The organism is Azonexus sp. GW821-FHT04F04 (genome assembly GCF_059420025.1).
Genome location: NZ_JBWKSX010000008.1, coordinates 209,455 through 235,088 on the forward strand (window position 1 = coordinate 209,455; position 25,634 = coordinate 235,088).

Annotated in this window: 18 protein-coding genes and 1 pseudogene; 16 read left to right on the forward strand and 3 right to left on the reverse strand. The window is 57.9% G+C overall.

The features are described from left to right. The first annotated feature begins 12 nt into the window (after positions 1-12). The gene (cyaY, locus tag AC07TV_RS16320; RefSeq protein WP_494649420.1) at positions 13-330 is read left to right on the forward strand and encodes an iron donor protein CyaY; all 318 of its coding nucleotides are present in this window, start codon (positions 13-15) and stop codon (positions 328-330) included. On the opposite strand, the gene AC07TV_RS16325 is transcribed toward cyaY, so the two are convergent. Then, complete coding sequence (locus tag AC07TV_RS16325; RefSeq protein ID WP_494649421.1) at positions 331-2,565, reverse strand: penicillin-binding protein 1A; 2,235 nt, start codon at positions 2,563-2,565, stop codon at positions 331-333. It lies immediately after the preceding gene. Between the two features lie 241 nt (positions 2,566-2,806). Here AC07TV_RS16325 and AC07TV_RS16330 point away from each other — a divergent pair, with 241 nt between their 5' ends. From AC07TV_RS16330 to fusA, 13 genes are all read left to right on the forward strand, one after another. Continuing rightward, on the forward strand, positions 2,807-3,892 hold the full coding sequence (locus AC07TV_RS16330) for a pilus assembly protein PilM (protein ID WP_494649422.1): 1,086 nt from the start codon (positions 2,807-2,809) through the stop codon (positions 3,890-3,892). Further along, entirely contained in the window at positions 3,889-4,461 is a 573-nt protein-coding gene (locus tag AC07TV_RS16335) for a PilN domain-containing protein (RefSeq protein WP_494649423.1), read from the forward strand. The genes AC07TV_RS16330 and AC07TV_RS16335 overlap by 4 nt, the downstream gene beginning before the upstream one ends. After that, positions 4,458-5,141, forward strand: coding sequence for a type IV pilus inner membrane component PilO (locus AC07TV_RS16340; RefSeq protein WP_494649424.1), 684 nt, complete (start codon positions 4,458-4,460; stop codon positions 5,139-5,141). The genes AC07TV_RS16335 and AC07TV_RS16340 overlap by 4 nt, the downstream gene beginning before the upstream one ends. Next, complete coding sequence (locus AC07TV_RS16345) at positions 5,138-5,683, forward strand: pilus assembly protein PilP (RefSeq protein WP_494649425.1); 546 nt, start codon at positions 5,138-5,140, stop codon at positions 5,681-5,683. Before AC07TV_RS16340 ends, AC07TV_RS16345 begins: the two co-directional genes overlap by 4 nt. Further along, the gene (locus AC07TV_RS16350; RefSeq protein ID WP_494649426.1) at positions 5,680-7,863 is read left to right on the forward strand and encodes a type IV pilus secretin PilQ; all 2,184 of its coding nucleotides are present in this window, start codon (positions 5,680-5,682) and stop codon (positions 7,861-7,863) included. The genes AC07TV_RS16345 and AC07TV_RS16350 overlap by 4 nt, the downstream gene beginning before the upstream one ends. Positions 7,864-7,946: 83 nt before the next feature. Beyond that, positions 7,947-8,474 carry a shikimate kinase gene (locus AC07TV_RS16355; protein WP_494649427.1) on the forward strand — a complete coding sequence of 176 codons (528 nt, stop codon included), beginning with the start codon at positions 7,947-7,949 and terminating at the stop codon, positions 8,472-8,474. After that, the gene (aroB, locus tag AC07TV_RS16360) at positions 8,474-9,556 is read left to right on the forward strand and encodes a 3-dehydroquinate synthase (protein ID WP_494649440.1); all 1,083 of its coding nucleotides are present in this window, start codon (positions 8,474-8,476) and stop codon (positions 9,554-9,556) included. The genes AC07TV_RS16355 and aroB overlap by 1 nt, the downstream gene beginning before the upstream one ends. Before the next feature lie 187 nt (positions 9,557-9,743). Further along, the gene (gene gltB / locus AC07TV_RS16365) at positions 9,744-14,381 is read left to right on the forward strand and encodes a glutamate synthase large subunit (RefSeq protein WP_494649428.1); all 4,638 of its coding nucleotides are present in this window, start codon (positions 9,744-9,746) and stop codon (positions 14,379-14,381) included. After that, complete coding sequence (locus tag AC07TV_RS16370; RefSeq protein WP_494649429.1) at positions 14,381-15,847, forward strand: glutamate synthase subunit beta; 1,467 nt, start codon at positions 14,381-14,383, stop codon at positions 15,845-15,847. Before gltB ends, AC07TV_RS16370 begins: the two co-directional genes overlap by 1 nt. Before the next feature lie 202 nt (positions 15,848-16,049). Further along, positions 16,050-16,784, forward strand: coding sequence for a YEATS-associated helix-containing protein (locus tag AC07TV_RS16375; RefSeq protein ID WP_494649430.1), 735 nt, complete (start codon positions 16,050-16,052; stop codon positions 16,782-16,784). Between the two features lie 189 nt (positions 16,785-16,973). Continuing rightward, on the forward strand, positions 16,974-18,332 hold the full coding sequence (gene glmU / locus AC07TV_RS16380; RefSeq protein WP_494649441.1) for a bifunctional UDP-N-acetylglucosamine diphosphorylase/glucosamine-1-phosphate N-acetyltransferase GlmU: 1,359 nt from the start codon (positions 16,974-16,976) through the stop codon (positions 18,330-18,332). Then, positions 18,332-18,646 (forward strand): hypothetical protein, encoded by a 315-nt coding sequence (locus tag AC07TV_RS16385; protein ID WP_494649431.1) that lies wholly within the window; start codon positions 18,332-18,334, stop codon positions 18,644-18,646. Before glmU ends, AC07TV_RS16385 begins: the two co-directional genes overlap by 1 nt. 105 nt (positions 18,647-18,751) lie before the next feature. Beyond that, positions 18,752-20,803, forward strand: a complete 2,052-nt coding sequence (gene fusA, locus AC07TV_RS16390; RefSeq protein ID WP_494649432.1) for an elongation factor G — start codon at positions 18,752-18,754, stop codon at positions 20,801-20,803. 92 nt (positions 20,804-20,895) lie between these two features. Here fusA and AC07TV_RS16395 read toward each other — a convergent pair whose 3' ends face one another. Together AC07TV_RS16395 and AC07TV_RS16400 are read right to left on the reverse strand one after the other, a co-directional pair. Further along, positions 20,896-21,615, reverse strand: a complete 720-nt coding sequence (locus AC07TV_RS16395) for a response regulator transcription factor (protein WP_494649433.1) — start codon at positions 21,613-21,615, stop codon at positions 20,896-20,898. After that, complete coding sequence (locus AC07TV_RS16400; protein WP_494649434.1) at positions 21,612-23,627, reverse strand: PAS-domain containing protein; 2,016 nt, start codon at positions 23,625-23,627, stop codon at positions 21,612-21,614. Before AC07TV_RS16400 ends, AC07TV_RS16395 begins: the two co-directional genes overlap by 4 nt. A gap of 161 nt (positions 23,628-23,788) precedes the next feature. Here AC07TV_RS16400 and AC07TV_RS16405 point away from each other — a divergent pair, with 161 nt between their 5' ends. Together AC07TV_RS16405 and AC07TV_RS16410 are read left to right on the forward strand one after the other, a co-directional pair. Further along, entirely contained in the window at positions 23,789-25,426 is a 1,638-nt protein-coding gene (locus AC07TV_RS16405; RefSeq protein WP_494649435.1) for an acyl-CoA synthetase, read from the forward strand. 74 nt (positions 25,427-25,500) lie between these two features. After that, a pseudogene (locus tag AC07TV_RS16410) lies at positions 25,501-25,634 on the forward strand (electron transfer flavoprotein subunit beta/FixA family protein); the annotation flags it as partial.

Here is a 25,634-nt window from a genome sequence, read left to right on the forward strand (position 1 = left end):
TGGTAGCACACGATGGATGACAAGGAATTCAACACCCTGGCCGAGGCAACGCTGGCCAGGATCGATGCGGCGCTGGAAGCCAGCGGAGCCGATGTCGACTGCCAGCTGGCGGCTGGTGGCGTGCTCGAAATCGAGTTTGACGATGGCAGCAAGATCATCGTCAACCGCCATGGAGTCGCCCGGGAAATCTGGGTTGCAGCCCGCTCGGGCGGCTTCCATTTTCGCTGGGATGGCGCTGTCTGGCGTGATACCCGTGATGCTGCCGAACTAATGGAAAAATTGTCGATGCTCGCCAGCCAGCAGGCCGGCGAGACCGTCAAGCTAGGCTGATCAGTCGCTGGGCGGTGCGCTGAGATCCGGGGTAGGCAGGGGAGCGGTTTCCTGTGCCGCCTCCTCTGGCGCTTTCTCATTGGCCGCATTCTCGGCGTAGATGTAGCTACGCTCCCGGCCCTCGCCAGTGGCTATCAGTCCTTCCGGCGCTTGCGGGAGCAGCGTCGGCACATCCTTGAGCGCCCGGCTCATGTAGCCAATCCAGATCGGCAGTGCCGCGGCGCCACCCGTTTCCTTGTCGCCTAGTTTTCGCGGCTGGTCAAAGCCTATCCACGCACAGCCGCTGACAGTCATCTGGTAGCCACAGAACCAGGCGTCCAGATACTCATTGGTCGTGCCGGTCTTGCCGGCCAGGTCATGGCGTTTAAGTATGGCAGATGCCTTGGCGGCCGTGCCGTAGATGGTGACATCGCGCAACATGGCATCCATCATGAAGGCGTTGCGTGGGTCAATGACACGGGTTTCTTCATTGCCGGCCTCGGTCGCCGCCGACAGGGCTAGGACCTGATTCCCGCCATCACGAATTTCGCGGACGACAAAGGGGTTGATCCGGAACCCGCCGTTGGCAAAGACTGAATATGCAGTCACCATCTGCCATGGCGTGACCGATCCGGCGCCGAGGGCCATGGTCAGGTAAGGCGGGTGCTTGGCGGCATCGAAACCAAAACGCGCTGAGTAATCTTGCGCGTAGTGTGTGCCGATCGACTGCAGGATACGGATCGAAACCATGTTCTTTGACTTGGCCAGCGCCGTGCGCATACGCATCGGGCCTTCGTATTTGCCATCATAGTTATGCGGCTCCCAGGCCGCTGCGCCAGTCTGGCTGGCCGGGATGACGATGGGTTCGTCGGCAATTACGCTATTGGGGCCATAACCTTTTTCCAGTGAAGCGGAATAGATGAAGGGCTTGAAACTGGATCCCGGTTGCCGCCAGGCCTGGGTGACGTGGTTGAACTTGTTGCGGTTGAAATCAAAGCCGCCAACCAGTGCACGAATGGCCCCATCTTTCGGGTCGACCGCAACAAATGCCGATTCAACCTCCGGTAGCTGGCTGATCTGCCACCCACCCCTGTCGTCCTTTTGCAGGCGAACGATGGCACTGCGCTTGAGGCGCTTGTTGGGTGGAGCCTTGTCATCGAGCATTCGGGCCGCAAATTTCATCGCGTCGCCGGTCAGTGTCACGATTTCTCCGCCCTTGCGATAGACCTTGATGTATTTGGCGTCGGCAGCCAGAACCAAGCCCGGAATCAGGTCGCCGGCATCGGCAATGTCCTGAAGCGCCTCATCAATCGCCTCGTCCTGGTCGGACTTGATGTCTTTCAGGTCGAGATAGGACTCGGCGCCACGGTAGCCATGTCGCCGGTCATAGTCCATAACCCCCTTGCGCAGGCTGTTATAGGCAGCCTCCTGCTCGGCCTTGATGAGCGTGGTGTAAACCTTCATGCCGCGCGAGTAGACCTCCTCCGGGAAACGTTCGGCGGTGATCTGTCGGGCCATTTCCGCGACGTATTCGGCATGGACAGCATATTCGGCCAATTCGCGTTTGACGATCAGTGGTTCCTTAATGGCCGCTTCGTACTGCGTCTCGGTGATATGTCCCAATTCGCGCATGCGGCGCAGGACGTAATGCTGACGCAGTCTGGCACGATTGGGATTGACGATCGGGTTGTAAGCCGACGGCGCTTTTGGCAAGCCGGCCAGCATCGCCGCTTCGGCAATCGAAATGTCCTTGAGCGGCTTGCCGAAGTAAATCTGGGACGCTGCCGCAAAACCATAGGCGCGCTGACCAAGGAAGATCTGATTGATGTACAGCTCGAAAATCTGGTCCTTCGACAGATTGCTTTCTATCTTGAAGGAGAGAAGGGCTTCGTAAAGCTTGCGTGTATAGGTTTTTTCGCCGGTCAGAAAGAAATTGCGAGCTACCTGCTGGGTAATGGTCGAAGCACCCTGCCGCTTGCCTCCGCCAATCAAATTGGCGCCGATTGCGCGGACCACGCCGGTGTAGTCAATGCCGCCGTGCTGATAGAAGCGATCATCCTCGGCGGCCAGAATCGCGTGCTTCATGACCGCCGGGACATCGGCAATGGCCACCACGGCGCGACGCTCTTCGCCGTATTCCCCGATCAGGAATCCATCCGCTGTGTATACGCGCAATGGAATCTTCGGCCGATAATCGGTGAGCACCTCTAGCGACGGCAGGTTCGGGTAGGTAAGTACAAGAACGATCAGCGCCATTGCCACGCCGATGGCAATAAGCCCAAGCAAAAATATGACAGAGTATATAACTAGGCGCAGCGCCGAAGACAATGAAGGCACGGTGGTCTGATCGGTGAAATAGGAGTTGCGCGGATTATACGCCGGGGTAAATCCGCGCCGTAAAATTGCTTTACATGCCTAGATGTTATTGTTAGCATCTGAAGTGAATTATTGGTTATTTTGCTAACTTCGCATTCCGTAAGGACTTTTTGGGGGTCTGGTGGGCTTAGATATCTCAGCGTTGTTAAATCCCAAGGCGCGTTCCTTGTTCGGTTTGGACATCAGTTCGTCCGCCGTCAAGATGGTGGAACTGACTGCTAACGGGAAGGACGGCTATCGCGTTGAGCGCTACACCATTGAGGTGTTGCCCAAGGACGCGGTGTCTGATGGCAATATTGCCAATCTGGATGGCGTTGTCGACTGCGTCAGGCGTGCCTGGAAGCGAATGGGTACATCTACCCGCAATGTCGCGATGGCTCTGCCGGGGTCGGCGGTCATCACCAAGAAAATCATTGTGCCTGCGGGATTGCGCGATGAAGAGCTTGAGGCCCAGGTTGAGACCGAAGCCAATCAGTACATTCCATTTGCCATTGATGAAGTGAATCTCGATTATCAGGTCATCGGTCCGGCGCCGGCGGTTCCTGATGAGCTTGAGGTTCTGATTGCAGCCTCCAAGAAAGAACGGGTTGAAGATCGCGTCGCGGTGGCAGATGCCGCCGGTCTGAAGGCGAGTGTCGTTGATGTCGAGTCATTTGCAGCACTGGCGGCATTCGAGTTGATTGAGCGCCAGTTGCCCGAGTCAGGAAAGAATCAGGTCGTTGCGCTGATCGATGCGGGCGCCAATGTGATGAATCTGACGGTTTTGCGGAATGGCCAGCAGGTATATGCCCGTGAGCAGGCTTTTGGCGGCGGTATGCTGACCCAAGATATCTCCCGTCACTATGGAATGAGCTATGAGGATGCCGAGGCAGCCAAGCGAGCGGGAAATTTGCCGGAAGGCTATGAAATCGAGTTGCTCAACCCGTTCATGGAAAATCTCGCGCTAGAGGTTTCTCGGGCGCTCCAATTCTTCTTCACCTCGACCCAATACAACCAAGTTGATCATATCGTTCTGGCCGGAGGTTGTGCGGTCATTCCCGGCATCGATGAAGTCGTTGCTACAAGAACCCAAGTCAATACGCTGATTGCCAACCCCTTTGCCAACATGGTGCTTTCCGACCGTGTTCGGGCAAAAAGTTTGCTCGCTGATGCCTCCTCGTTGATGGTGGCCTGCGGCTTGGCTCTGCGGAGGTTTGATCCATCATGATTCGCATCAACCTCCTTCCTCATCGCGAAGAGGCGAAAAAGGCTCGGCGCGAGCAGTTTTATGTACTGTCCGGGCTTGTATCTGTGCTCGGTGTGTTGATCGTGTTTGCGGTTTACACCCTTATTGGTGGTGCGATCAGTAATCAGGACAGTTCGAACGATTTCCTCAAGGGGGAAATAGCAGTCCTTGATAAGCAACTTGATCAAATCAAACGCCTGAAAGAACAAACCCAAGCCTTGCTTTCGCGGAAACAGGTTATTGAAAACCTGCAACGTGATCGTGGTGAAACTGTTTATTTGTTGAGTGAGTTGGTCAAACAGGTACCTGAAGGTATTTACCTAAAGTCACTGAAACAGGATGGACTGAAAGTCAGTATCTCTGGCCATGCCCAATCAAATGCCCGCATTTCGGCGTTGATGCGTAATCTGGAGGCTTCGCCGTGGCTAGAAACCCCGCAACTGATAGAGAGTAAAGCAGTTGTGATCAACGGGCGTCGAATCAACGAATTTGGCATGACCTTCATCCTCACCCGTGTTAAGCCTGAAGAAGATGGGAAGGTGAAAAAGTGAACGCCAAGACTATTTCCTTGCCCAATGTTGATTTCCAGTCGATAGCCGATGACTTTAGGCTCATGAACCCGAATGATCCGGGTGCATGGCCGCTGATCCCGAAAATTACCGTCTTGGTCGGCCTGTTCGCCGCTATTCTCGTTGCTGGTTGGTGGTTTGTCTGGAGCGACCAGTTGACCGAACTGGAGACGAAGCAGCGGGAAGAGGAAACGCTCAAGCAGCAATATCTTGACAAAAAGCGGCAAGCGGTAAATCTGGACTTGTACATCCAGCAACTCGCCGAAATTGATCGGTCCTTCGGCGCATTGCTCAAACAATTGCCCGATAAATCAGAAATTGAGGCGCTACTTATTGAAGTAAACCAAGCTGGTCTTGGTCGCGGCTTGCAGTTCGAGCTGTTCAAGCCGGGGCAGGAGCAGGTTAAGGACTTCTACGCGGAGTTGCCGATTACCGTCAAAATTAATGGGGGGTATCATGACTTCGGGGCTTTTGCAGCCGACATTGCCAAGCTCCCGCGCATCGTTACCCTGAATAATATTTCCATTGCTCCCGTCAAGGATGGTGGACAGCTCTCGCTGGATGCCACCACAAAAACATTCCGCTATCTGGATGAGGAAGAGATAGCCAAGCAAAAGAAGGCCGAGCAAGAGAAGAAGGCAGCGCAAGGAGCGAAGAAGTGAAACGAATATTGCTTGTTGCCCTGTGCGGTTTCCTCGGTGCTTGCGCAGGTGGAGACCACGAAGAGTTGAAACAGTGGATGGCCGAAAACACCAAAGACATGCGTGGGAATGTCCCCAAATTGCCGGAGGTTAAGCCCTATGAGCCGGTTCCCTACGATATGGAAGCCACGATTGACCCGTTCAAGCCGAACAAGATAGAACCGGAGTCCAAATACAAGCAGGTCGCTGGCAAGGGTGGTGCATTTCAACCAGATTTTGAGGCACGGGAAGTTCGTAACAGCCTTCTGGAAAAGTACCCGATTGAGTCACTCAAGATGATCGGTTACATGAATGTAAACAAACGCCCGATGGCGGTTGTTCAGGTTGAAGATAAAGTCAAGCAAGTCAAGGTCGGCGACTATGTGGGCCTCGATTTCGGTATGGTGACGCAGATTTCGGATACGGAAGTTCAACTGCGGGAATTGATTCAAGATTCTGCTGGTGACTGGACTGAGCGCAAGAGCTCGCTCTACCTGCAGAGCAAGGAGGGAAGCAAGAAATGAAATTGATCACCTATGCGATGGCTGTAGCCTCGGCCTGCCTTGCTCTGTTGTCTTCTGCGCAAGCAGAGGCTCCGCCGGCGAACTCTATTGAGGCGGTGAACGTTGCCCAACAAGGGAACGAGGTCGCGCTTCGGATCGACCTTAAGGAGCCGTTGGCTTCTCCGCCACCAGGTTTTAGCGTCGCCAACCCCGCAAAAATAGCGCTGGATTTCCAGTCCACCGCAAACGGCTTGGGTAAAACCAGCCAAGTATTCAATCAGGGCGATTTGCGCGGCATGAATGTTGTGCAGGTTGGTGATCGCACGCGAGTGGTACTAAATCTTGTCCGGAACATGAACTACAAGACCCGGCTTGATGGCAAGTCGCTGTATGTGACGCTTTCGCCGATTGAGCGACTGGCAGATTCAGCAGCGCAACGAACGACCCGCTTTGCAGAGGAAAGCCTAGTTGGTTCTAAGCATGCGGTAAGCGATGTGCTGTTTCGTCGCGGCAAAGATGGCGAAGGGCGGATCATCGTCGATCTGAGTGATGCCGGTACCGGCATTGATATTCGGCAGCAGGGTGCCAATCTCGTGGTTGATTTCATGAAAACGACGGTGCCGGACCGTTTGCGTCGCAAGCTGGACGTCACCGATTTCGCAACACCCGTTACGATAGTCGAAACCAAGGCAATCGGCGATAACGTCAGGATGATAATTACGCCAAAAGGCTTGTGGGAGCACAATGCTTACCAAAGTGACAACCAGTTTATTGTTGAAGTAAAACAGATCGTCGAAGATCCCAACAAGCTGGTTCAAGGGGCGAAGGTGGGCTATCAAGGGCCGCGGGTTAGTATCAATTATCAAAATGGTGACGTGCGCGCGCTGTTGCGCTTGATGGCTGAAGAGCTGAGTCTCAATGCCGTTATTAGCGAAACCGTTACAGGAACGACAACGCTTGTATTGAAGGATGTTCCAGCCGACCAAGTCATCGATATCATCTTCCAGCAAAAGGGACTTGATATGCGGAAGAAGGGAAATATCATCCTGATAGCCCCGCGCGATGAAATTGCTACCCGCGAAAAACTGGATTTTGAATCTAAGCAGCAAATTAGCGAACTTGAGCCCCTCAAGTTGGAGCAGTTTCAATTGAACTACCAAAAGGCGGCTGATGTGGCGAGGTTGTTGGCAGGTTTGCCACTAACTGGCGCCGGAGTAGCGCCGGCGCCCGCGGCGGGCTCGAATGTTGCTGCGCAGCGTATTCTGAGCAAGCGAGGGAGTGCGGTCGCTGACCCGCAGTCAAATATCGTATTTGTTAACGATATTCCGACAAAGCTGGAGGAAATTCATTCCTTTATTCGCGCAATTGATACTGCTGCTAGGCAGGTTCTTATCGAAGCACGAGTTGTTGAAGCTCAGGACAGCTTCAAACGGGAGCTAGGTGCGAAGTTAGGGTTGATTAATTCGAAGTCAAGCGAAATTCTAGGTACCGGACTAAATGTCGTTGGTGGAAAAATAACTCCCGCTGTTACTACAACCTCCGGGGGCGTAACCACCACCACTCCCGCGACACTTGTTCAGAATCCGATGGCTGGAGTTAATTTGCCGGTCCCGTCAACTGGCGGCGCTCTGGCCTTTTCTCTATTTAACTCTTCGCTAACGCGTATTCTCAACGTTGAACTCGCGGCACTAGAGTCGGATGGAATTGGAAAAATTATTTCTAGCCCAAGGGTAATTACCGCGAATAATGTAAAAGCGAAAATTGAGGATGGCACGGAGGTTCCTTACATTACCGCGCAAGCCTCTACTGGCGCGACTACATACACGGTTAACTTTAAACCGGCAAAATTGTCTCTTGAGGTTACGCCGCAGATTACCCCCGAGGGGACGGTTCGGATGAATCTGACTGTCAAGAAAGAAGAGCCAGACTGGACTAAGGCGGTAAGCGTCAACGGCTTCCTGAATCCTCCAATCAAGAGTTCAATCGTAGAAACTAATGTTGTCGTAGAGAATGGAGGCACCGTGGTAATTGGTGGCGTATTTATTACGGATACTCAGAACACGGTTGATAAGGTACCTCTGCTGGGCGATATCCCCTTCCTCGGATGGTTGTTCAAGTACAAAAATGACACAGGTAAGCGTCGTGAGTTGCTGGTTTTCATTACGCCGCGCGTGATTTCAGACAAAATGCGATTTGACTAATTGCGAATAACCCAGAACTCACGGGGTCGGCGATGCCGGCCCTGTTTTTTTGTGCTTTGAGGGTAGTCGGCTAAAATCCGAACGTGGAAAATCGTCGCAACATCTATCTTGTCGGGCTAATGGGGGCTGGCAAAACAACTGTCGGTCGTCAATTGGCGAAGCGCTTGGCTCGGCCATTTTTTGATTCCGATCACGAGATTGTCGAGCGCACCGGTGTGCCAATTCCTACGATCTTCGAAATTGAAGGTGAGGATGGTTTCCGGCGACGGGAGGCTCAGACAATTCAGGAGCTTACCGAATCGTCCAACATCGTAATGGCTACCGGCGGTGGCGTCGTAATGAATCCGGAAAATCGTCGCAGGCTGCACGAGACCGGGTGGGTGGTATATCTGAATGTTCCACCGGTTTTGCTTTTCGAACGCACTCGGCATGATCGCAATCGCCCGTTGCTGCACGTTGCGGATCCGCTTGCCAAGTTGGAGGAATTACATGCCGTACGAGACCCGCTGTACCGAGATGCTGCTCACATAGTGGTGGATGGCGGCCGTTTGGTTGCATCCGGAATCGTGTTGCATCTCCTGAGAGAATTTAACCGTCAATGCTCAACATGATAGAAACACTCAACGTCGCCTTGGGTGATCGTTCGTACCCGATCCATATCGGAACCGGGGTTATTACGCAGGTCGAATTGATTCTGCCTTACATCAAGCAAAAAAAAGTTGTAGTGGTAACGAACACTACAGTTGCTCCCCTGTATCTCGAGGTGCTTCGGTCTACCTTGGAAAGCGGAGGGATTTCAGTTCTGCCAGTGGTGTTGCCGGATGGTGAGCAGTTCAAGACATGGGAAACCCTGAACTTGATCTTTGATGCCCTGTTGAGTGCGCGCTGTGAGCGCGGAACAACTTTAATTGCTCTGGGCGGCGGGGTTATTGGCGACATGGGGGGCTTTGCAGCTGCGTGTTACCAACGAGGAATGCCTTTTATTCAGGTGCCGACTACTCTTTTGTCCCAGGTTGACTCTTCGGTTGGTGGCAAGACGGCGATCAATCACCCGCTAGGCAAGAACATGATTGGCGCGTTCTATCAGCCAAAGCTAGTTCTTGCCGATATTACGACGCTCAACACACTGCCTGAGCGGGAGTTAAAGGCAGGTTTGGCCGAGGTAATCAAATACGGACTGATCCGAGATGTTGAGTTTTACGTCTGGCTAGAAGCGAATCTCGAGAACCTGTTGGCGCGGGATCCATCGGCGCTAACCTATGCAATTCACCGGTCTTGTGCCAACAAGGCCGAGGTTGTCGTGGCGGACGAAAAAGAAACCGGAGAGCGGGCACTGCTCAATCTGGGGCATACCTTTGGGCATGCGATTGAAACGGGCATGGGGTACGGTGATTGGTTGCATGGCGAGGCTATTGCCGCCGGCACATTAATTGCTGCGGAGTTGTCGCGTCAGTTGGGATGGCTGGATGAAAAGACGGTCAAGCGCATTGAGCACATTTTTGTTCGTGCCGGCTTGCCAGTATTTGGACCCAGGCTGGGCGCAGCCAGATATCTCGAGTTGATGAGCCATGACAAGAAGGTGCAGGATGGGAAACTCCGTTTGGTTCTTCTGCAGGAAATCGGCAGGGCTATCGTTTCTGATCAAGCTAGCGATGCGCAGATCAGCGCTGCCATTGAGGCCAGATGCACCTGAACAGGGAGTCGTCTTTCCTAGGTGTGCTTAGTTGGTGCGTTGCAGCATCTTGAATTGACAGGGGTTTGCCAGTATATTTGATGGTTGCCTCTAATTTTCCTACAGGCCGATGCAGAAAATATGATGTTCGGCTTTTTTCAACGTTGGCTAATATTCAGCGGCCAAGTTATTTGAAGGAATGCGTGTGATGGAACCGGGAGTACCTGAGCGGCAGGGTTTGTACGACCCAGCCAATGAGCACGATGCTTGTGGCGTGGGTTTTGTCGCCCATGTCAAAGGTCAGAAAAACCATAGCATCGTCGAGCAGGGTTTGTTGATCCTGAAGAATATCGATCACCGCGGTGCCGTTGGCGCCGATCCTTTGCAGGGGGACGGCGCGGGCATTTTGATCCAGATTCCGGACCAGTTCTATCGCGAAGAAATGGCGCGTCAGGGCGTGGAATTGCCGCCCGCCGGCGAGTACGGTGTGGGCATGGTTTTCTTGCCGCAGGAGGCTGCTTCGCGCCACGCCTGCATCGAAGAGATTGAGCGGTCGATCGTTGCCGAGGGTCAGGTTCTACTTGGCTGGCGTGATGTGCCAGTCAATTGCGATATGCCCATGTCGCCGACCGTGCGCGCCAAGGAACCGGTGATTCGCCAGGTATTCGTTGGTCGCGGTCCGGATGTTTTTGTAACGGATGCCCTCGAGCGCAAGCTTTACATCATTCGTCGCCGTGCAGCCAACGCGATCAAGTCACTGAAGCTCAAGTTCGGTCAGGAATTCTACGTCCCGTCCTTTTCTGCCCGCACGGTAAACTACAAGGGGCTGTTGCTGGCCGACCAGGTTGGCGTGTACTACCTTGACCTGCAGGACAAGCGCACAGTTTCCGCGCTCGCCATGGTGCACCAGCGTTTTTCGACCAACACCTTCCCGACCTGGGATCTGGCCCATCCGTTCCGCTACATCGCCCATAACGGCGAAATCAACACGGTGCGTGGCAACGTTAACTGGTTCAAGGCCCGTGAACAGGCGATCTCCTCGCCGATTCTCGGTGATGACCTGAAAAAGGTCTGGCCGCTGCATTATCCCGGACAGTCCGACTCAGCTTCCTTCGACAATGCGCTCGAACTGCTGGTTATGGGCGGAGGCTACTCGCTGGCCCAGGCGGTCATGCTGATGATTCCGGAAGCTTGGGAAAAGCACTCTCAGATGGACGAGAATCGTCGTGCCTTCTACGAATACCACGCCGCGATGATGGAGCCGTGGGACGGCCCTGCTGCGGTGGCTTTCACCGACGGTCGCCAGATCGGCGCGACACTTGACCGTAACGGCCTGCGTCCGGCCCGTTATCTGGTTACCGATGACGACCTCGTCGTGATGGCTTCAGAATCTGGCGTACTGCCGATTCCGGAAAAGAAAATCGTCAAGAAGTGGCGCCTCCAGCCGGGCAAGATGTTCCTGATCGATATGGAGCAGGGCCGCATCATCGACGACAAGGAACTCAAGGATTCTTTGGCAAACGCCAAGCCCTATCGCGAGTGGATCGAAAAGATTCGTATCAAGCTCGACGAAGTGCCGGCACCGCATGAAAAATGCTCGGCCCCTGCTGCTTCTCTGCTCGATCGCCAGCAGGCATTCGGTTATACGCAGGAAGACGTCAAGATCATTCTTGAGCCGATGGTCCAGAATGGGGAAGAAGCCACTGGTTCGATGGGTACCGACTCTGCCTTGCCGGTGCTGTCGGCCAAGAACAAGACGCTATACACCTACTTCAAGCAGTTGTTTGCTCAGGTGACCAACCCGCCGATCGACCCGATTCGCGAAGAACTGGTCATGTCGCTGGTGTCCTTCATCGGGCCGAAGCCGAACCTGCTCAACACCAACGATATCAACCCGCCGATACGTCTTGAAGTATCGCAACCCGTGTTGTCCTTCGACGACATGGAAAAGCTACGCAACATCGAGAAATATACCTCCAACAAGTTCCACTCCTTTGAGCTGGATATTTGTTACCCGGTCGCCTGGGGCAAGGACGGTATCGAGGCGCGCCTCGCTTCGCTGGCTGCTGATGCTGAAGATGCGGTTCGTTCCGGTGCCAACATCCTGATCGTCTCTGATCGCAAGGTCGATGCCGAGCATGTCGCCATCCCGGCGCTACTCGCCACGTCGGCTATTCACCAGCACCTGGTCAAGAAGGGCCTGCGCACCAGCGCCGGCCTCGTGGTCGAGACTGGTTCGGCCCGAGAAACCCATCACTTCGCCTTGCTGGGTGGTTACGGTGCCGAGGCTGTCCACCCTTATGTGGCGCTCGAAACCATCGCCGGCTTCGCCAAGGGCGATGCAGAGAAGGCCGAGAAGTACGCCAAGAACTATGTCAAGGCAATCGGCAAGGGCCTCATGAAGGTCATGTCGAAGATGGGTATCTCCACCTACATGTCCTACACGGGCGCCCAGATCTTCGAAGCCATCGGCCTGCAGAAGGATTTTATCGAGAAATACTTTACCGGGACACCGTCCAATGTCGAAGGTATTGGCGTCTTTGAAGTGGCAGAAGAAGCCATTCGTTTGCATAGCGAAGCCTTCTCGGCCGATCCAGTGCTGGCCAACATGCTCGATGCCGGTGGTGAATACGCTTATCGCATCCGCGGTGAAGAACACATGTGGACGCCGGATTCGATTGCCAAGCTGCAGCACTCGACCCGCTCCGGCAAGTACGAGACCTACAAGGAATACGCCAAGCTGATCAATGATCAGACCAAGCGTCACCTGACTTTGCGTGGCCTGTTCGAATTCAAGCCGACTGGCACCGCCATTCCGCTCGAAGAAGTCGAATCCGCCAAGGAAATCGTCAAACGCTTCGCCACTGGTGCCATGTCGCTTGGCTCGATTTCGACAGAAGCGCACACCACGCTGGCCATCGCCATGAACCGCATCGGCGGCAAGTCGAATACCGGCGAAGGTGGTGAGGACGCCAAGCGTTTTGTGCCGCTGAAGGCTGGTCAAACGCTGTCCGAAGTGGTTGGTGCTTCGCGTATCGAACGCGATTACACCTTCAAGGAAGGTGATTCACTGCGCTCCGCCATCAAGCAGGTTGCCTCCGGTCGCTTTGGTGTGACCACCGAGTATCTGGTCAATGCCGACCAGATCCAGATCAAGATGGCGCAAGGTGCCAAGCCGGGTGAGGGCGGCCAGTTGCCGGGCCACAAGGTTTCCGAGTACATCGGCTTCCTGCGTCACTCGGTGCCAGGCGTCGGCCTCATTTCGCCACCGCCGCACCATGACATCTACTCCATCGAAGACCTGGCGCAGCTCATTCATGACCTGAAGAATGCCAATTCGAAGGCCTCCATCTCGGTCAAGCTGGTCTCCGAAGTCGGTGTCGGCACGGTTGCTGCCGGTGTTGCCAAGGCAAAGGCCGATCACGTCGTGATCGCCGGTTTTGACGGGGGTACCGGTGCTTCTCCGCAGTCCTCGATCAAGCATGCCGGTACGCCGTGGGAACTCGGCTTGTCCGAAACCCAGCAGACGCTGGTGCTCAATCGTCTGCGTTCGCGTATCCGCGTTCAGGTTGATGGCCAGATGAAGACTGGCCGTGACGTCGTGATCGGTGCCCTGCTCGGCGCCGACGAGTTCGGCTTTGCCACCGCGCCGCTGGTGGTCGAAGGTTGCATCATGATGCGCAAGTGCCACCTGAATACCTGCCCGGTCGGTGTGGCCACTCAGGATCCGGTGCTGCGCAAGCGCTTCTCCGGTCAACCCGAGCATGTCGTCAATTTCTTCTTCTTCGTTGCCGAAGAAGTTCGCGAGATCATGGCTCAGCTTGGCATTCGCAAGTTCGACGATCTGGTCGGCCGTGCCGACTTGCTCGACATGCGCGCCGGCATTGATCACTGGAAGGCCAAGGGGCTGGATTTCTCCAAGATATTCTTCCAACCGAATGTGCCAGCCGATGTGCCGCGCCTGCATACGGAAGGCCAGGATCACGGCCTCGAGAAAGCGCTCGACCACAAATTGATCGCCCAGGCCAAGCCGGCTCTCGAAAAGGGCCAAAAGGTCCAGATCGAAACGACCATTATCAACGTCAACCGCACCTGCGGCACCATGCTGTCGGGTGAAGTGGCCCGTCGCTATGGCCATGCCGGCCTGCCGGACGATACCATCCACGTCAAGCTGACCGGCACTGCCGGTCAGGCCTTCGGTGCCTTCCTTGCCAAGGGGGTAACGCTGGAGTTGACTGGTGAAGGCAATGACTACGTCGGCAAGGGTTTGTCGGGTGGCCGCATCATCATCAAGCCGAGCGCGGATTTCCGTGGCGATACGCAGCAGAACATCATTTGCGGCAACACCGTCATGTACGGTGCGACCGAAGGCGAAGCCTTCTTCGCCGGTGTCGGCGGCGAACGTTTCTGCGTCCGCAACTCGGGTGGGACGGCGGTTGTCGAAGGTGTTGGCGATCATGGTTGCGAATACATGACCGGTGGCACTGTCGCTGTGCTGGGCATGACCGGGCGTAATTTTGCAGCTGGCATGTCGGGTGGTATCGCCTACGTGCTGGATGAGGATGGCAGTTTCAAGCATCGCTGTAATCTCGCCCAGGTGGCGCTCGAGAAGGTCTTGCCGGCATCCCGTATTGCCGCTGGCGAACCGCAGCATCTCGGCGTCGCTGACGAAATCCAGCTCAAGGAACTGATCACCCGTCACGCCGAATACACCGGTAGCGCGACCGCCAAGGCCATTCTGGCCAACTGGGATGCTTACCGCGAGAAGTTCGTCAAAGTCTATCCGCACGAATACAAGCGCGCCCTCACCGAGATGGCCGCTGCTGCACAGAAGGAGGCTGCATAATGGGCAAGCCGACTGGCTTCATGGAATTCGAGCGCCTGTCCGAGGGTTACGACCCGGTTGAGCAGCGCCTGAAGCATTACAAGGAATTCGTCCACACCTTGTCGGACGACGAGGCCAAGATCCAGGGCGCGCGTTGCATGGATTGCGGCATCCCGTTCTGCAACAACGGCTGCCCGGTGAACAACATCATTCCCGACTGGAATGACCTGGTTTACCGCGGCAACTGGAAGCAGGCGCTGGAAGTGCTGCACTCTACCAACAACTTCCCGGATTTCACCGGCCGCATCTGTCCGGCGCCCTGCGAAGCCGCCTGTACGCTTGGCATCAACGCCGCGCCGGTCGGCATCAAGTCGATTGAACATTTCATCATCGACAAGGGTTGGGACATGGGTTGGGTCGTACCGCAGCCGCCGAAATCGAAGACCGGCAAGAAGGTCGCCATCGTTGGTTCTGGCCCGGCTGGTCTGGCTGCCGCTCAGCAGCTGGCGCGTGTCGGTCATGACGTGACCGTTTTCGAGAAGAGCGATCGTCTCGGCGGCCTGCTCGCCTACGGTATTCCCGACTTCAAGATGGAAAAGACCCTGGTCGACCGCCGCGTCGCCCAGATGGAAGCCGAAGGCGTCACCTTCAAGACCAAGGTCGTGATCGGTGACAAGAACGTGCCGGCCGGCATCAACAACGATGCCACCGAGTTCGTCTCGGCCGACCAGTTGAAGAAGGATTTCGACGCGGTGATTCTGGCTGCCGGTTCCGAAGTTCCGCGCGATCTGCCTGTGCCGGGCCGCGAACTCAAGGGCATCTACGCCGCGCTTGAGTTCCTGATTCCGCAGAACAAGGAAGTCCAGCAGGGCAAGGCCAACCCGATCAACGTCAAGGGCAAGCACGTCATCGTCATCGGTGGCGGCGATACCGGTTCTGACTGCGTCGGTACCTCGAATCGCCACGGCGCTGCGTCGGTGACCCAGTTCGAACTGATGCCGATGCCGCCGGAAGAGGAAAACAAGGAGCTGACCTGGCCGTACTGGCCGTACAAGCTGCGTACTTCTTCTTCGCACGACGAAGGTTGTAGCCGCGATTTCGCTGTCGCCACCAAGGGCTTTGTCGATGATGGCAAGGGCAACGTCAAGGCGCTCAAGGCCGTTCGTCTGGACTGGAAGGACGGCAAGATGAGCGAAGTGGCTGGTTCCGAATTCGAGCTGCCGTGCGACAACGCGTTTCTGGCTATGGGTTTCACCAACCCGGTCGGCGGTTTGCTGGATGCTTTCGGCGTCGAGAAGGATGCGCGCCAGAATGCCAAGGCGACGACCGACGGTGCTGGTTGCTACAAGACCAATGTGGACAAGGTTTACGCTGCCGGCGACGTGCGTCGCGGCCAGTCGCTGGTGGTCTGGGCGATCCGCGAAGGTCGGCAGGCTGCCCGTGAGGTCGATGCATTCCTGATGGGCTCGACGACGCTGCCACGCTAAGTCGAATAGCCCACCCCAAAAGCCCCGCCGCCTGAAAAGCCGGTGGGGCTTTTCAGTTTTGGCCATTTTTTCCGGTTGACCGTAGCAAGCCAGGTTGGTCGGGGGATTCGCCGTTTGACAATTTTTCTCATGATCAGGCACGGCGGAGGCGAAACATTGTCTCGGTCGTGTGAGAATGGCTGCTGATTTCAAGGGGAAAATCATGTCAACTGAATTGCAACCAGCCTTGTTGGTGACAACGCCAAGCGGTGCCCTCGACGGGCACATGCTGGTGATTCTCGGCATCATGGTCGTCGCCGGTGTGCTGGGCGGCACGGCAAACTACTTTCTGGCCGACCGGCACGGCGATGCGGGCCGTCACGACTGGCTGAAATATCCGGTCTTTGGCGTCGTTGCGGCGCTGACCGTACCGCTCTTTCTCAACATGCTGTCGAGCACGCTGCTTGAGGGGGCGCGGACCAAGCCGATCGATCTCTATGTATTTTCAGGTTTCTGCCTGATCTACGTCGTTGCCTCGCGGCGCTTGTTCGAGAACATGGTGCAGCGCCTGATGGCGCAGATCGACCAGGTTAGGCGTGACGTTGGCCGCATCGAACAGCAAAAGCGCGACGAGCCGATCATCGCCGTGCCCAAGGCCGAAACCGATGTGCTGAAGGCTGTCGAGCCTGATCCCAAGGACGTTCTCTCCTACAACGACGTCGAAATCCTGCGCGCCTTGTCGGAGGGCGGCTTTGTTTACGGAAATCTGGCCGCGATCTGCGACAGCACCGGGCTGGCCCGCGATTTCGTCAGCCAGCGCCTGACGGTCATGAAGGCCATGGGTGTCATCGAGACTCGGATCAACGACAAGAACGTGCTGCACTGGTTTGTCTCGACCCGCGGCAAGGCCGTGCTCGGGGACATTCTCGGTGGTCAGGAACAGAAAAAGAGCGCCTGACTTTTCCGGCCGTCTCTGGCCCGGCGTCGACCAAAGCCCTGCCGCCCGCAAGGTCGCCGGGGCTTTTGTATTTCTACGCGAGTTGCGCTGGATCAAAGGCTGAGCCCGGCAAATGCGTCGCCGGCTTCGACAGTCCGGGCTGATCATGTGAAAATGCAGATTACCCAACCGCACAAGATTTTGCTCAATATGAATATCGTCATTCTCGCTGCCGGCCAAGGCAAACGCATGCATTCCAACCTGCCCAAGGTCCTGCACCCGATTGCCGGCAAGCCACTGGCGCAGCATGTCATCGACACCGCCCGGCTTCTCTCGCCGGATAAACTGATTGTTGTTTATGGTCATGGTGGCGAAGTGGTGCGTGCCACGCTGGCCGCCGACGATATCCTGTGGGCCGAGCAGGCGCAGCAACTGGGCACCGGACACGCCGTCGCCCAGGCCGTCTCGCAACTGGGCGATGCGGCGCAGACACTGGTTCTCTATGGCGACGTTCCGCTGACCACGGTCGGCGCGCTCAAGCGTCTGCTGCAGGCCGGCAAGGACGGGCTGTCGATCCTCACCGTCGACCTCGCCAACCCGAGCGGCTACGGCCGCATGGTGCGTGATGCGGCTGGCAACATCGTGCGCATCGTCGAGGAAAAGGACGCGACGCCAGAGGAAAAGACGATCCGCGAGGTCAACACCGGCATCATGGCGATCCCGACGGCGCGCCTGGCTGACTGGCTTGGCCAGCTCAAGAATAACAACGCCCAGGGTGAGTATTACCTGACCGACATTGTCGCCCTCGCCGTGGCTGAAGGCCTGCCGGTACGCGCCGCGCAGCCCGAGGGCGAATGGGAGGTGCTCGGCGTCAACAGCAAGGTGCAACTGGCCGAACTCGAGCGCCAGCACCAGCGCAACCTGGCCGATCAACTGCTTGTCGCCGGTGTGCGCCTGGCCGATCCGGCCCGTATCGACATCCGTGGCAGCCTGAGCCATGGCCGCGACGTGTCCATCGACGTCGGCTGCGTCTTCGAAGGCAAGGTCGAGCTGGCCGATGCCGTTGAGGTCGGTCCGTATTGCGTGCTGAAGAACGTCAAGGTCGGTGCCGGAACCCGCATCGCTGCCTTCTGCCATTTCGAGGATGCGGTGATCGGCCCGGACGGTGTGCTCGGGCCCTATGCCCGCCTGCGTCCGGGTACCGAACTCGGGCCGGAGGTGCATATCGGCAACTTCGTCGAGGTCAAGAAAAGCATCATCGGCGCCCAGTCCAAGGCCAACCACCTGGCCTACATCGGTGACGCCGAGATCGGCCAGCGCGTGAACGTCGGCGCTGGCACCATCACATGCAATTACGACGGCGCCAACAAGTTCAAGACCATCATCGAGGACGATGTCTTCATCGGCTCCGATACCCAGCTCGTCGCCCCGGTGACGGTCGGCCGCGGTGCAACGCTTGGCGCCGGCACGACACTGACCAAAAATGCGCCACCGGACGCCCTGACCGTGTCACGAGCCAAACAAATGACGCTGCCCGGCTGGGAACGTCCGAAAAAGGTGAAGAAATAATGGATTTCTGGTTCACGGCTTTCATGTTTGCCATCGCCATTCTCATCGCGGTCGGCGGCACCTTGTTGCTCGTCGGCTATTTCGGCACCTTGCCGGCTTCCTTTGCCTTTGGCTGGAAAAACTGGGTGCCGACGCTGGCCTTGCCCATCGTCGGCCCGCTCTGGTTTGCCGGCACGCACTGGTCGGAATTTTCCAAGCCGGGCAAGCAACTGATTTTTGGCGTGCTGCTTTTCGTCGCCGCAATTGCCTTGCTCTACGGTTTCGGTCCGCACTTCGTGGACCGTATGGCCGCCAGTGGCATGTATCGGAATTAGATGACTATGCCGCATCAGGCTCTTCATTGCAGCACGCTGATGACCTGGCAGGTTACCGAAGTGAACTGATTTTTCGCTGAATTTTCTAAGCTAAGGGAGAAGAAGATGTCCAAGTACACCACCGAGGCTCTACGTTCCATTGCATTGGTTGGCCATGGTGCCGCCGGCAAGACCAGCCTGGCCGAGGCCTTGCTGTTCGCGACCGGCGCCATCAATGCGAAGGGCAGCGTCGAGAAAGGCAATACCATTGCCGACTTCGATGCCCAAGAGAAAGAAGCTGGTCACTCCCTGACTTCAGCAGTCGTCAATTTCGGTTACGAAGGCACCCACGTCCACCTGATCGACACCCCTGGTTACCCGGACTTTTCGGGGCAGGCGATTGCCGCTCTGGCTGGCGTCGATACGGCGCTGATCGTGATCAACGCGCAGACCGGCGTCGAGCTGATGACCGAGCGCATGATGCGCCATGCCGCCGAGCGCAAGCTGTGCCGGATGATTGTCATCAACAAGATTGACGCCGAAAACCTCGATCTGCCGGGGCTGGTAGCCAATATTCGCGAGCGTTTCGGCAAGCAGTGCATGCTGCTCGACCTGCCGGCCCACGGCGCGGCCGATGTCGTCGAAGTGCTCGAGCACGATGCCGGCGACGCCGATTTCGAATCGGTCGCGGCGGCGCACCGGGCGCTCATCGATCAGATCGTCGAAGAAGATGAAGACCTGCTCGCCCAGTACCTTGAAGACGGCGCCGATCCGACCGCCTCCGCCTTGCATGCGCCGTTCGAGAAGGCGCTGCGCGAGGGCCACTTGATTCCCATCCTGTTCACCTCGGCCAAGACCGGCGCCGGCATCAAGGAATTGCTGCACGTGCTGGCCTCGCTGGCGCCGAACCCCGCCGAAGGCAATGCGCCGCCGTTCTACAAGGGCGAGCCGGGCGACAAGACCGAGCCTTTCCAGGCCGAGCCCGATGCGTCAAAACACGTGCTGGCCCACGTCTTCAAGGTGGTGGCCGATCCCTACCTGGGCAAGATCGGCGTTTTCCGTGTCCACCAGGGCACGATGAAGAAGGACATGCAGCTCTTTGTCGGTGATAGCAAGCGGCCGATCAAGGTCGGTCATCTCTACCAGCTGCAGGGCAAGGACAGTATCGAGGTTGATGAACTGCTGCCAGGCGACATCGGTGCCATCGCCAAGATCGACGAGGTCGATTTCGACTGCGTGCTGCACGATTCGCACGACGAGGACCACATTCACCTCGTGCCGCTCGAATTTCCCAAGCCGATGGCCGGGCTGGCTGTCGAAACCAGGAAGAAGGGCGACGAACAGCGTCTGTTCGACATCCTCGGCAAGCTGGCCATGGAAGACCCGACCTTCGTTGTCGAACGTCACCCGACCAGCAACGAAACGGTGGTCCGCGGCCTCGGCGAAATCCACCTGAAGTCCAAGCTGGCCCGCATGGCCGGCCAGTACAAGCTGGAGGTCGATACCAAGCCGCCGCGCATCCCGTACTGCGAAACGATCACCGGCTCGGCCGAGGCGATGTATCGCCACAAGAAACAGTCGGGCGGCGCCGGCCAGTTCGGCGAAGTGCATCTGCGCATCGAGCCGAAGGGCCGGGGCGAGGGCTTCGAGTTTGTCGATGCGGTCAAGGGCGGGGTTATTCCCGGCGTCTTCATGGCGGCCGTCGAGAAGGGCATCCGTCAGGGGCTGGAGGGCGGCGTTGTCGCCGGTTATGCGGTCGACGACCTCAAGGTGACGGTTTTCGATGGCAAGACGCACGCCGTTGATGGCAAGGAGGTTGCCTTCACCATCGCCGGGCGCAAGGCGGTCATCGAAGCCATCCGCAATGCCAAGCCGATCGTGCTTGAGCCGATTGTCAGCATCGAGATCATCGTCCCGGAATCGGCCATCGGCGACCTGGCCGGCGATCTATCCGGCCGGCGCGGTCATATCACCGGCACTGACGGGCGTGGCCACGGCATGGCTGCGATTTCCGGCGAAGTGCCGTTGGCTGAGCTTAACGACTACCAGTCGCGGCTCAAATCGCTGACCGGCGGCCAGGGCAGTTACACCATCGAGTTCGCCCGCTACGCGGCGGTGCCGCCGAATGTCCAGCAGCAACTGGCGAGCAAGTTCCAGTTGCACGACGAAGACGAGTGAGCTCTTGGCAGCCGAGGCGCTCTTCCACGGTCAACCGGGAAATTGGGCTAAAAATGAAAAGGGGCTGAAAAGCCCCTTTTTTTGTCGGTCCTTTAGTTCGCCCCGCCCGACCAGTTGACCGTCGCCAGAAACAGGTAGCCGGCCCCGTACACCGTCTTGATGAAAGCCGGACTCTGCGGATCCGGTTCGAGCTTGCGGCGCAGACGGGAAATGCGGACGTCGATGGCGCGATCATTGGGCGCCAGGTCGCGGGTGCCCATGAGCTTTTCGCGCTGCAGGATGCGGTTCGGGTTGTTGACGAAGACCTTGAGCAAATCGGCCTCGGCCGTGCTCAGCGCGTGTTCTTCGCCATTCGGCGCGGTCAACGTATTGTTGCCGAGGTTGAAGCGCCAGCCGGAAAACTCGGCGATCTGGCGGGCCTGCGTTTCGCTGCCTTCGCGCCGGCGGACGATGCTGCGCACACGGGCGACCAGTTCGCGCGGCTCGAAAGGTTTCAGCACGTAGTCGTCGGCGCCGAGTTCGAGGCCCATGACGCGGTCGCTGACATGGGCGCGCCCGGTCAGGATCAGGATGCCGCAGCCCGACTGGGCGCGGACCCGCTGCATGGCTTCGATGCCATCCATGTCGGGCAGGCCGAGATCGATGATGCAAAGGTCGGGGGCCAATGTGCGCAGGCGGCGCAGGAGGTCTCCGGCGCTGCGGCACCAGACGGTACGGAAGCCGAAGTCGGCGAGCACCTGTTCGATGATCTTGGCGACATCGGGATCGTCCTCGACGATGACGATGAGCTTGGCGGGTTCGTTGTCTTTCATGGTTTTTCTTTGTGGGCGGAGCGCAGGGCGCGGGCCAGGTCCTGGCGGACGAAGGGTTTGGCGAGTACCGGCAGGTCGCTGCCGACCTCGGCTTCATCGGTGTAGCCGCTCATCAGCACAATGCACATTTCCGGGCGGTCGGCCCTGACGCGGTCGGCCAATTGCCGGCCATCGAGGCCGCCAGGCATGATCACGTCGCTGACGACGATGGCGATGTCGGGAATCTGCTCGATCATGGCCAGCGCCTGCACGCCATCTTCGGCTTCGATGACCGGGTAGCCCAGATCGATCAGTTGCTGGCGCACGACCCGGCGGACGTTCGGCTCATCCTCGACGAGCAGGACCAGTTCGCCACCGGCCGGCAGGGCGGCGTCCTCGCCCGGCGCATCGACATCTTCTTCGGGCGTCGCCAGCGGCAGCACCATGAGCACAGTCGTGCCCTGTTCCGGCTGACTTTGAATCGAAACGCCGCCGCCCGACTGCTTGGCGAAACCGTAGGCCATGGCCAGCCCGAGGCCGCTGCCCAGACCGAGCCGCTTGGTCGTGAAGAAGGGCTCGCAGGCGCGGGCCAGCGTCGTTGCATCCATGCCGCAGCCATTGTCGCCCACTTCGATCAGGGCGTAGCGGCCGGGACTGACGTCAAAGGCGGCGGCATTGGTCGATAGTTCGACGGCGCGCGCCGCGATGTGCAGTCGGCCACCTTCCGGCATGGCGTCGCGGGAATTCAGGGCGAAATTGAGCAGGGCGCTTTCCAGTTGTCCGGGGTCGACCAGCGCGTGCAGCGTCATGCCGCCGAGATCGGTCGACACGGCAATCGACTCGGGCAGCGAACGGCGGACCAGCTTGGCCAGACTGCCAATCAGGCTGCCGATATCGACTGCCTTCGGCTCCAGCGGTTGCTGGCGCGAAAAGGTGAGCAGGCGCCTGATCAGTTGCACGCCACGCCGTGCCGACTGGAGTGCCGGCTCGACGAATTCGTTGATTTCAGCGTCGCCCGGGTGGTGGTCCTGGAGGGCGGCGAGATTGCCGATGATGACGGTGAGCAGGTTGTTGAAATCGTGCGCCAGGCCGCCGGTCAGCTGGCCGATCGCCTCCATTTTCTGGGCTTGGACGAGCGCCGCCTGCATCCGCTTCTGTTCGGTGATTTCCTGGGAAAAAACGAAAAATCCGAGATTGTTGCCGTCGACCGTAACCTCCGGCACCAGCGTGCTGCGGGCGAAAACCGTTTGCCCCAGGCGTTCCATCTGGTATTCGTAGGTGACCTGCTGGCCGGCCAGCGCACGTTTGACCGGATCGCGCACCTGGCTGTAAACGTGCGGGCCGATCAGGTCGATCACGGCCCGGCCGGTGACGCTTTCGCCGGGGTAGCCGTACCAGTCGGAGTAGCCCTTGTTGGCGTATTGATAGACCTCGTTCTGGTCCACGTAGCCGATCATGATGGGAATAGTGTCGTTGATCAGGCGCAGGCGTTCTTCGTTGCGCCGGAGGGCGGCGGCGATCCGTTCGTTTTCCTCGCTGGCCCGGCGCAGGTTGGCGTTGGCATTTTCGAGCTGGGCGGTACGGCGGCGTACCCGCTCGTCGAGCTGGATGTTCTGGTGCTCGGTCAGGTGCTCGATATAGCGTTGTTCAGTGACGTCGCTGTAGAGGGTAACAAACCCCTTGTGCGCCAGCGGTTCGCCGCGCAGGAGCAGGACCCGGCCGTTCGGGCGCTGGCGTTCGGTGACGTGCGGTGCGAAGTTTCTGGCCGCGGTCACGCGTTCGGCAATCTGCACCTCGATGTCGCCGGGGCCGTATTCGCCACGCTCGGCGTTGTAGCGGATGAAGCCGGCAAAGGGCGCGCCAATGTAGGCCAGTTCATCGGGAAACTCGAGCAACTGAAGGAAGGGGCGGTTCCAGGCGACCAGCCGCAGGTCGGCATCGAATACCGTGATTCCCTGGTCGAGCAGGTCCAGCCCGGCCTGCAACATTTCGTGGCGAGGTGAAGATGGGGACGAGGCGGTCTCGATGAGCATCGGTCGATTCTAGTGCACGGTTCAGGGTGGATTTCGTGATGTAACGATTCGTTACATTCTGCCAATAGTTGCGCAAGAGTGTTTTGTCATTCTCACGATCAATAAAAATACTTGCGCCATCGAGAACAGCAACTCGGCAAGAAATCGTGAGGAGATAAATCTTGGTTAACCCGTATTCCGTCGGGCTGGAGCAAAATCCGGCCAATTTCGTCGCACTGTCCCCGCTCAGCTTCATTGAGCGTTCGGCTTTCGTCTACCCGAAGCGTATTTCGGTCATCCAGGGGGCGCGTCAGTACACCTGGAAGGAAAGCTACGACCGTAGCCGCCAACTTGCCTCGGCGCTCAAAAATCGCGGCATCGGCAAGGGCGACACCGTTGCCGCCATGCTGCCCAACACGGCTTCGATGTTCGAATGCCATTTCGGCGTGCCGATGACCGGCGCTGTGCTCAATACCCTGAATACCCGTCTCGACGCCGAAGCCATCGCCTTCATGCTGGCCCATGGCGAAGCCAAGGTGTTGATCACCGATCCCGAATTCTCGACCATCATCAAGGCGGCGCTGGCGCTGCTCGAAGGGCCGAAGCCGCTGGTCATCGACAGCCTCGATCCGGACTTTGCTGGCGGTGAGTCGCTCGGCGAAAAGAGCTACGAAGACTTCCTCAAGGAAGGCGAGCCCGATTTCAAGTGGAGCCTGCCTGACGACGAGTGGGATGCCATCGCGCTCAACTACACCTCGGGCACCACCGGCAATCCGAAGGGCGTCGTCTATCACCACCGCGGCGCCTACCTCAATGCGGCGTCGAACATTATTTCCTGGGGCATGCCGCCGCACTCGGTCTATCTGTGGACCCTGCCGATGTTCCACTGCAACGGCTGGTGCTTCCCGTGGACGTTGGCTGCCAATGCCGGCACCAGCGTCTGTTTGCGCAAGGTCGATCCGGCACTGATCTTCAACCTGATCAAGGCGCACAAGGTCACCCACATGTGCGGCGCACCGATCGTCTGGGGCATGATGATCAACTCGCCCGACAGCCTCAAGGAAGGCATCGAGCATCAGGTCAATGGCCTGATCGCCGGCGCTGCGCCGCCGGCCGCGATCATCGAAGGCTGCGAGAAAATGGGCTTCAACATCACCCATGTTTATGGCCTGACCGAAACCTATGGCCCGGCCGCCGTCTGCGCCAAGCACCCGGAATGGGATCGCCTGCCGATCGACCTGCGGGCTGCCCGCAACGGCCGCCAGGGCGTGCGCTACCACATGCAGGAAGGCATCGAGGTCCGCGACACGGTCAGCATGCAGCCCGTGCCATGGGACGGCGAGACGATGGGCGAAATCATGTTCAAGGGCAACCTCGTCATGAAGGGCTACCTGAAGAACCCAAAGGCGACTGAAGAGGCCTTCGAAGGCGGCTGGTTCCACACCGGCGACCTGGCAGTCGTGCACAGCGACGGCTACGTCAAGATCAAGGATCGCTCGAAGGACATCATCATTTCCGGCGGTGAGAACATCTCGTCGCTTGAGGTGGAAGATGTGCTTTACCGTCACCCGGCGGTTGTTGCTGCAGCCGTTGTCGCCAAGCCCGACGAGAAGTGGGGCGAGGTGCCGGCCGCCTTTGTCGAGCTCAAGGCTGATGCGACCTGCACCGAGGCCGAAATGATCGAGCACTGCCGGGCCCACCTGGCCCGTTTCAAGGTGCCCAAGCAGGTGGTGTTCGGCGAATTGCCGAAGACCTCGACCGGCAAGATCCAGAAGTACGTCCTGCGTCAGCACGCCAATTCCGCGCTCGCCATCGAGTAATCCGCAGCTTCCCTGCGCAGTTCCCCTGCTTGCCTTGATCGGCAGGGGACTGCGTGTTTGAAAAGGAAACCCCCATGAAGATTCTCGTACCCGTAAAACGTGTCGTTGATTACAACGTCAAAGTTCGCGTCAAGGCAGATGGTTCCGGAGTGGATCTGGCCAACGTCAAGATGAGCATGAACCCCTTCGACGAAATCGCCATCGAAGA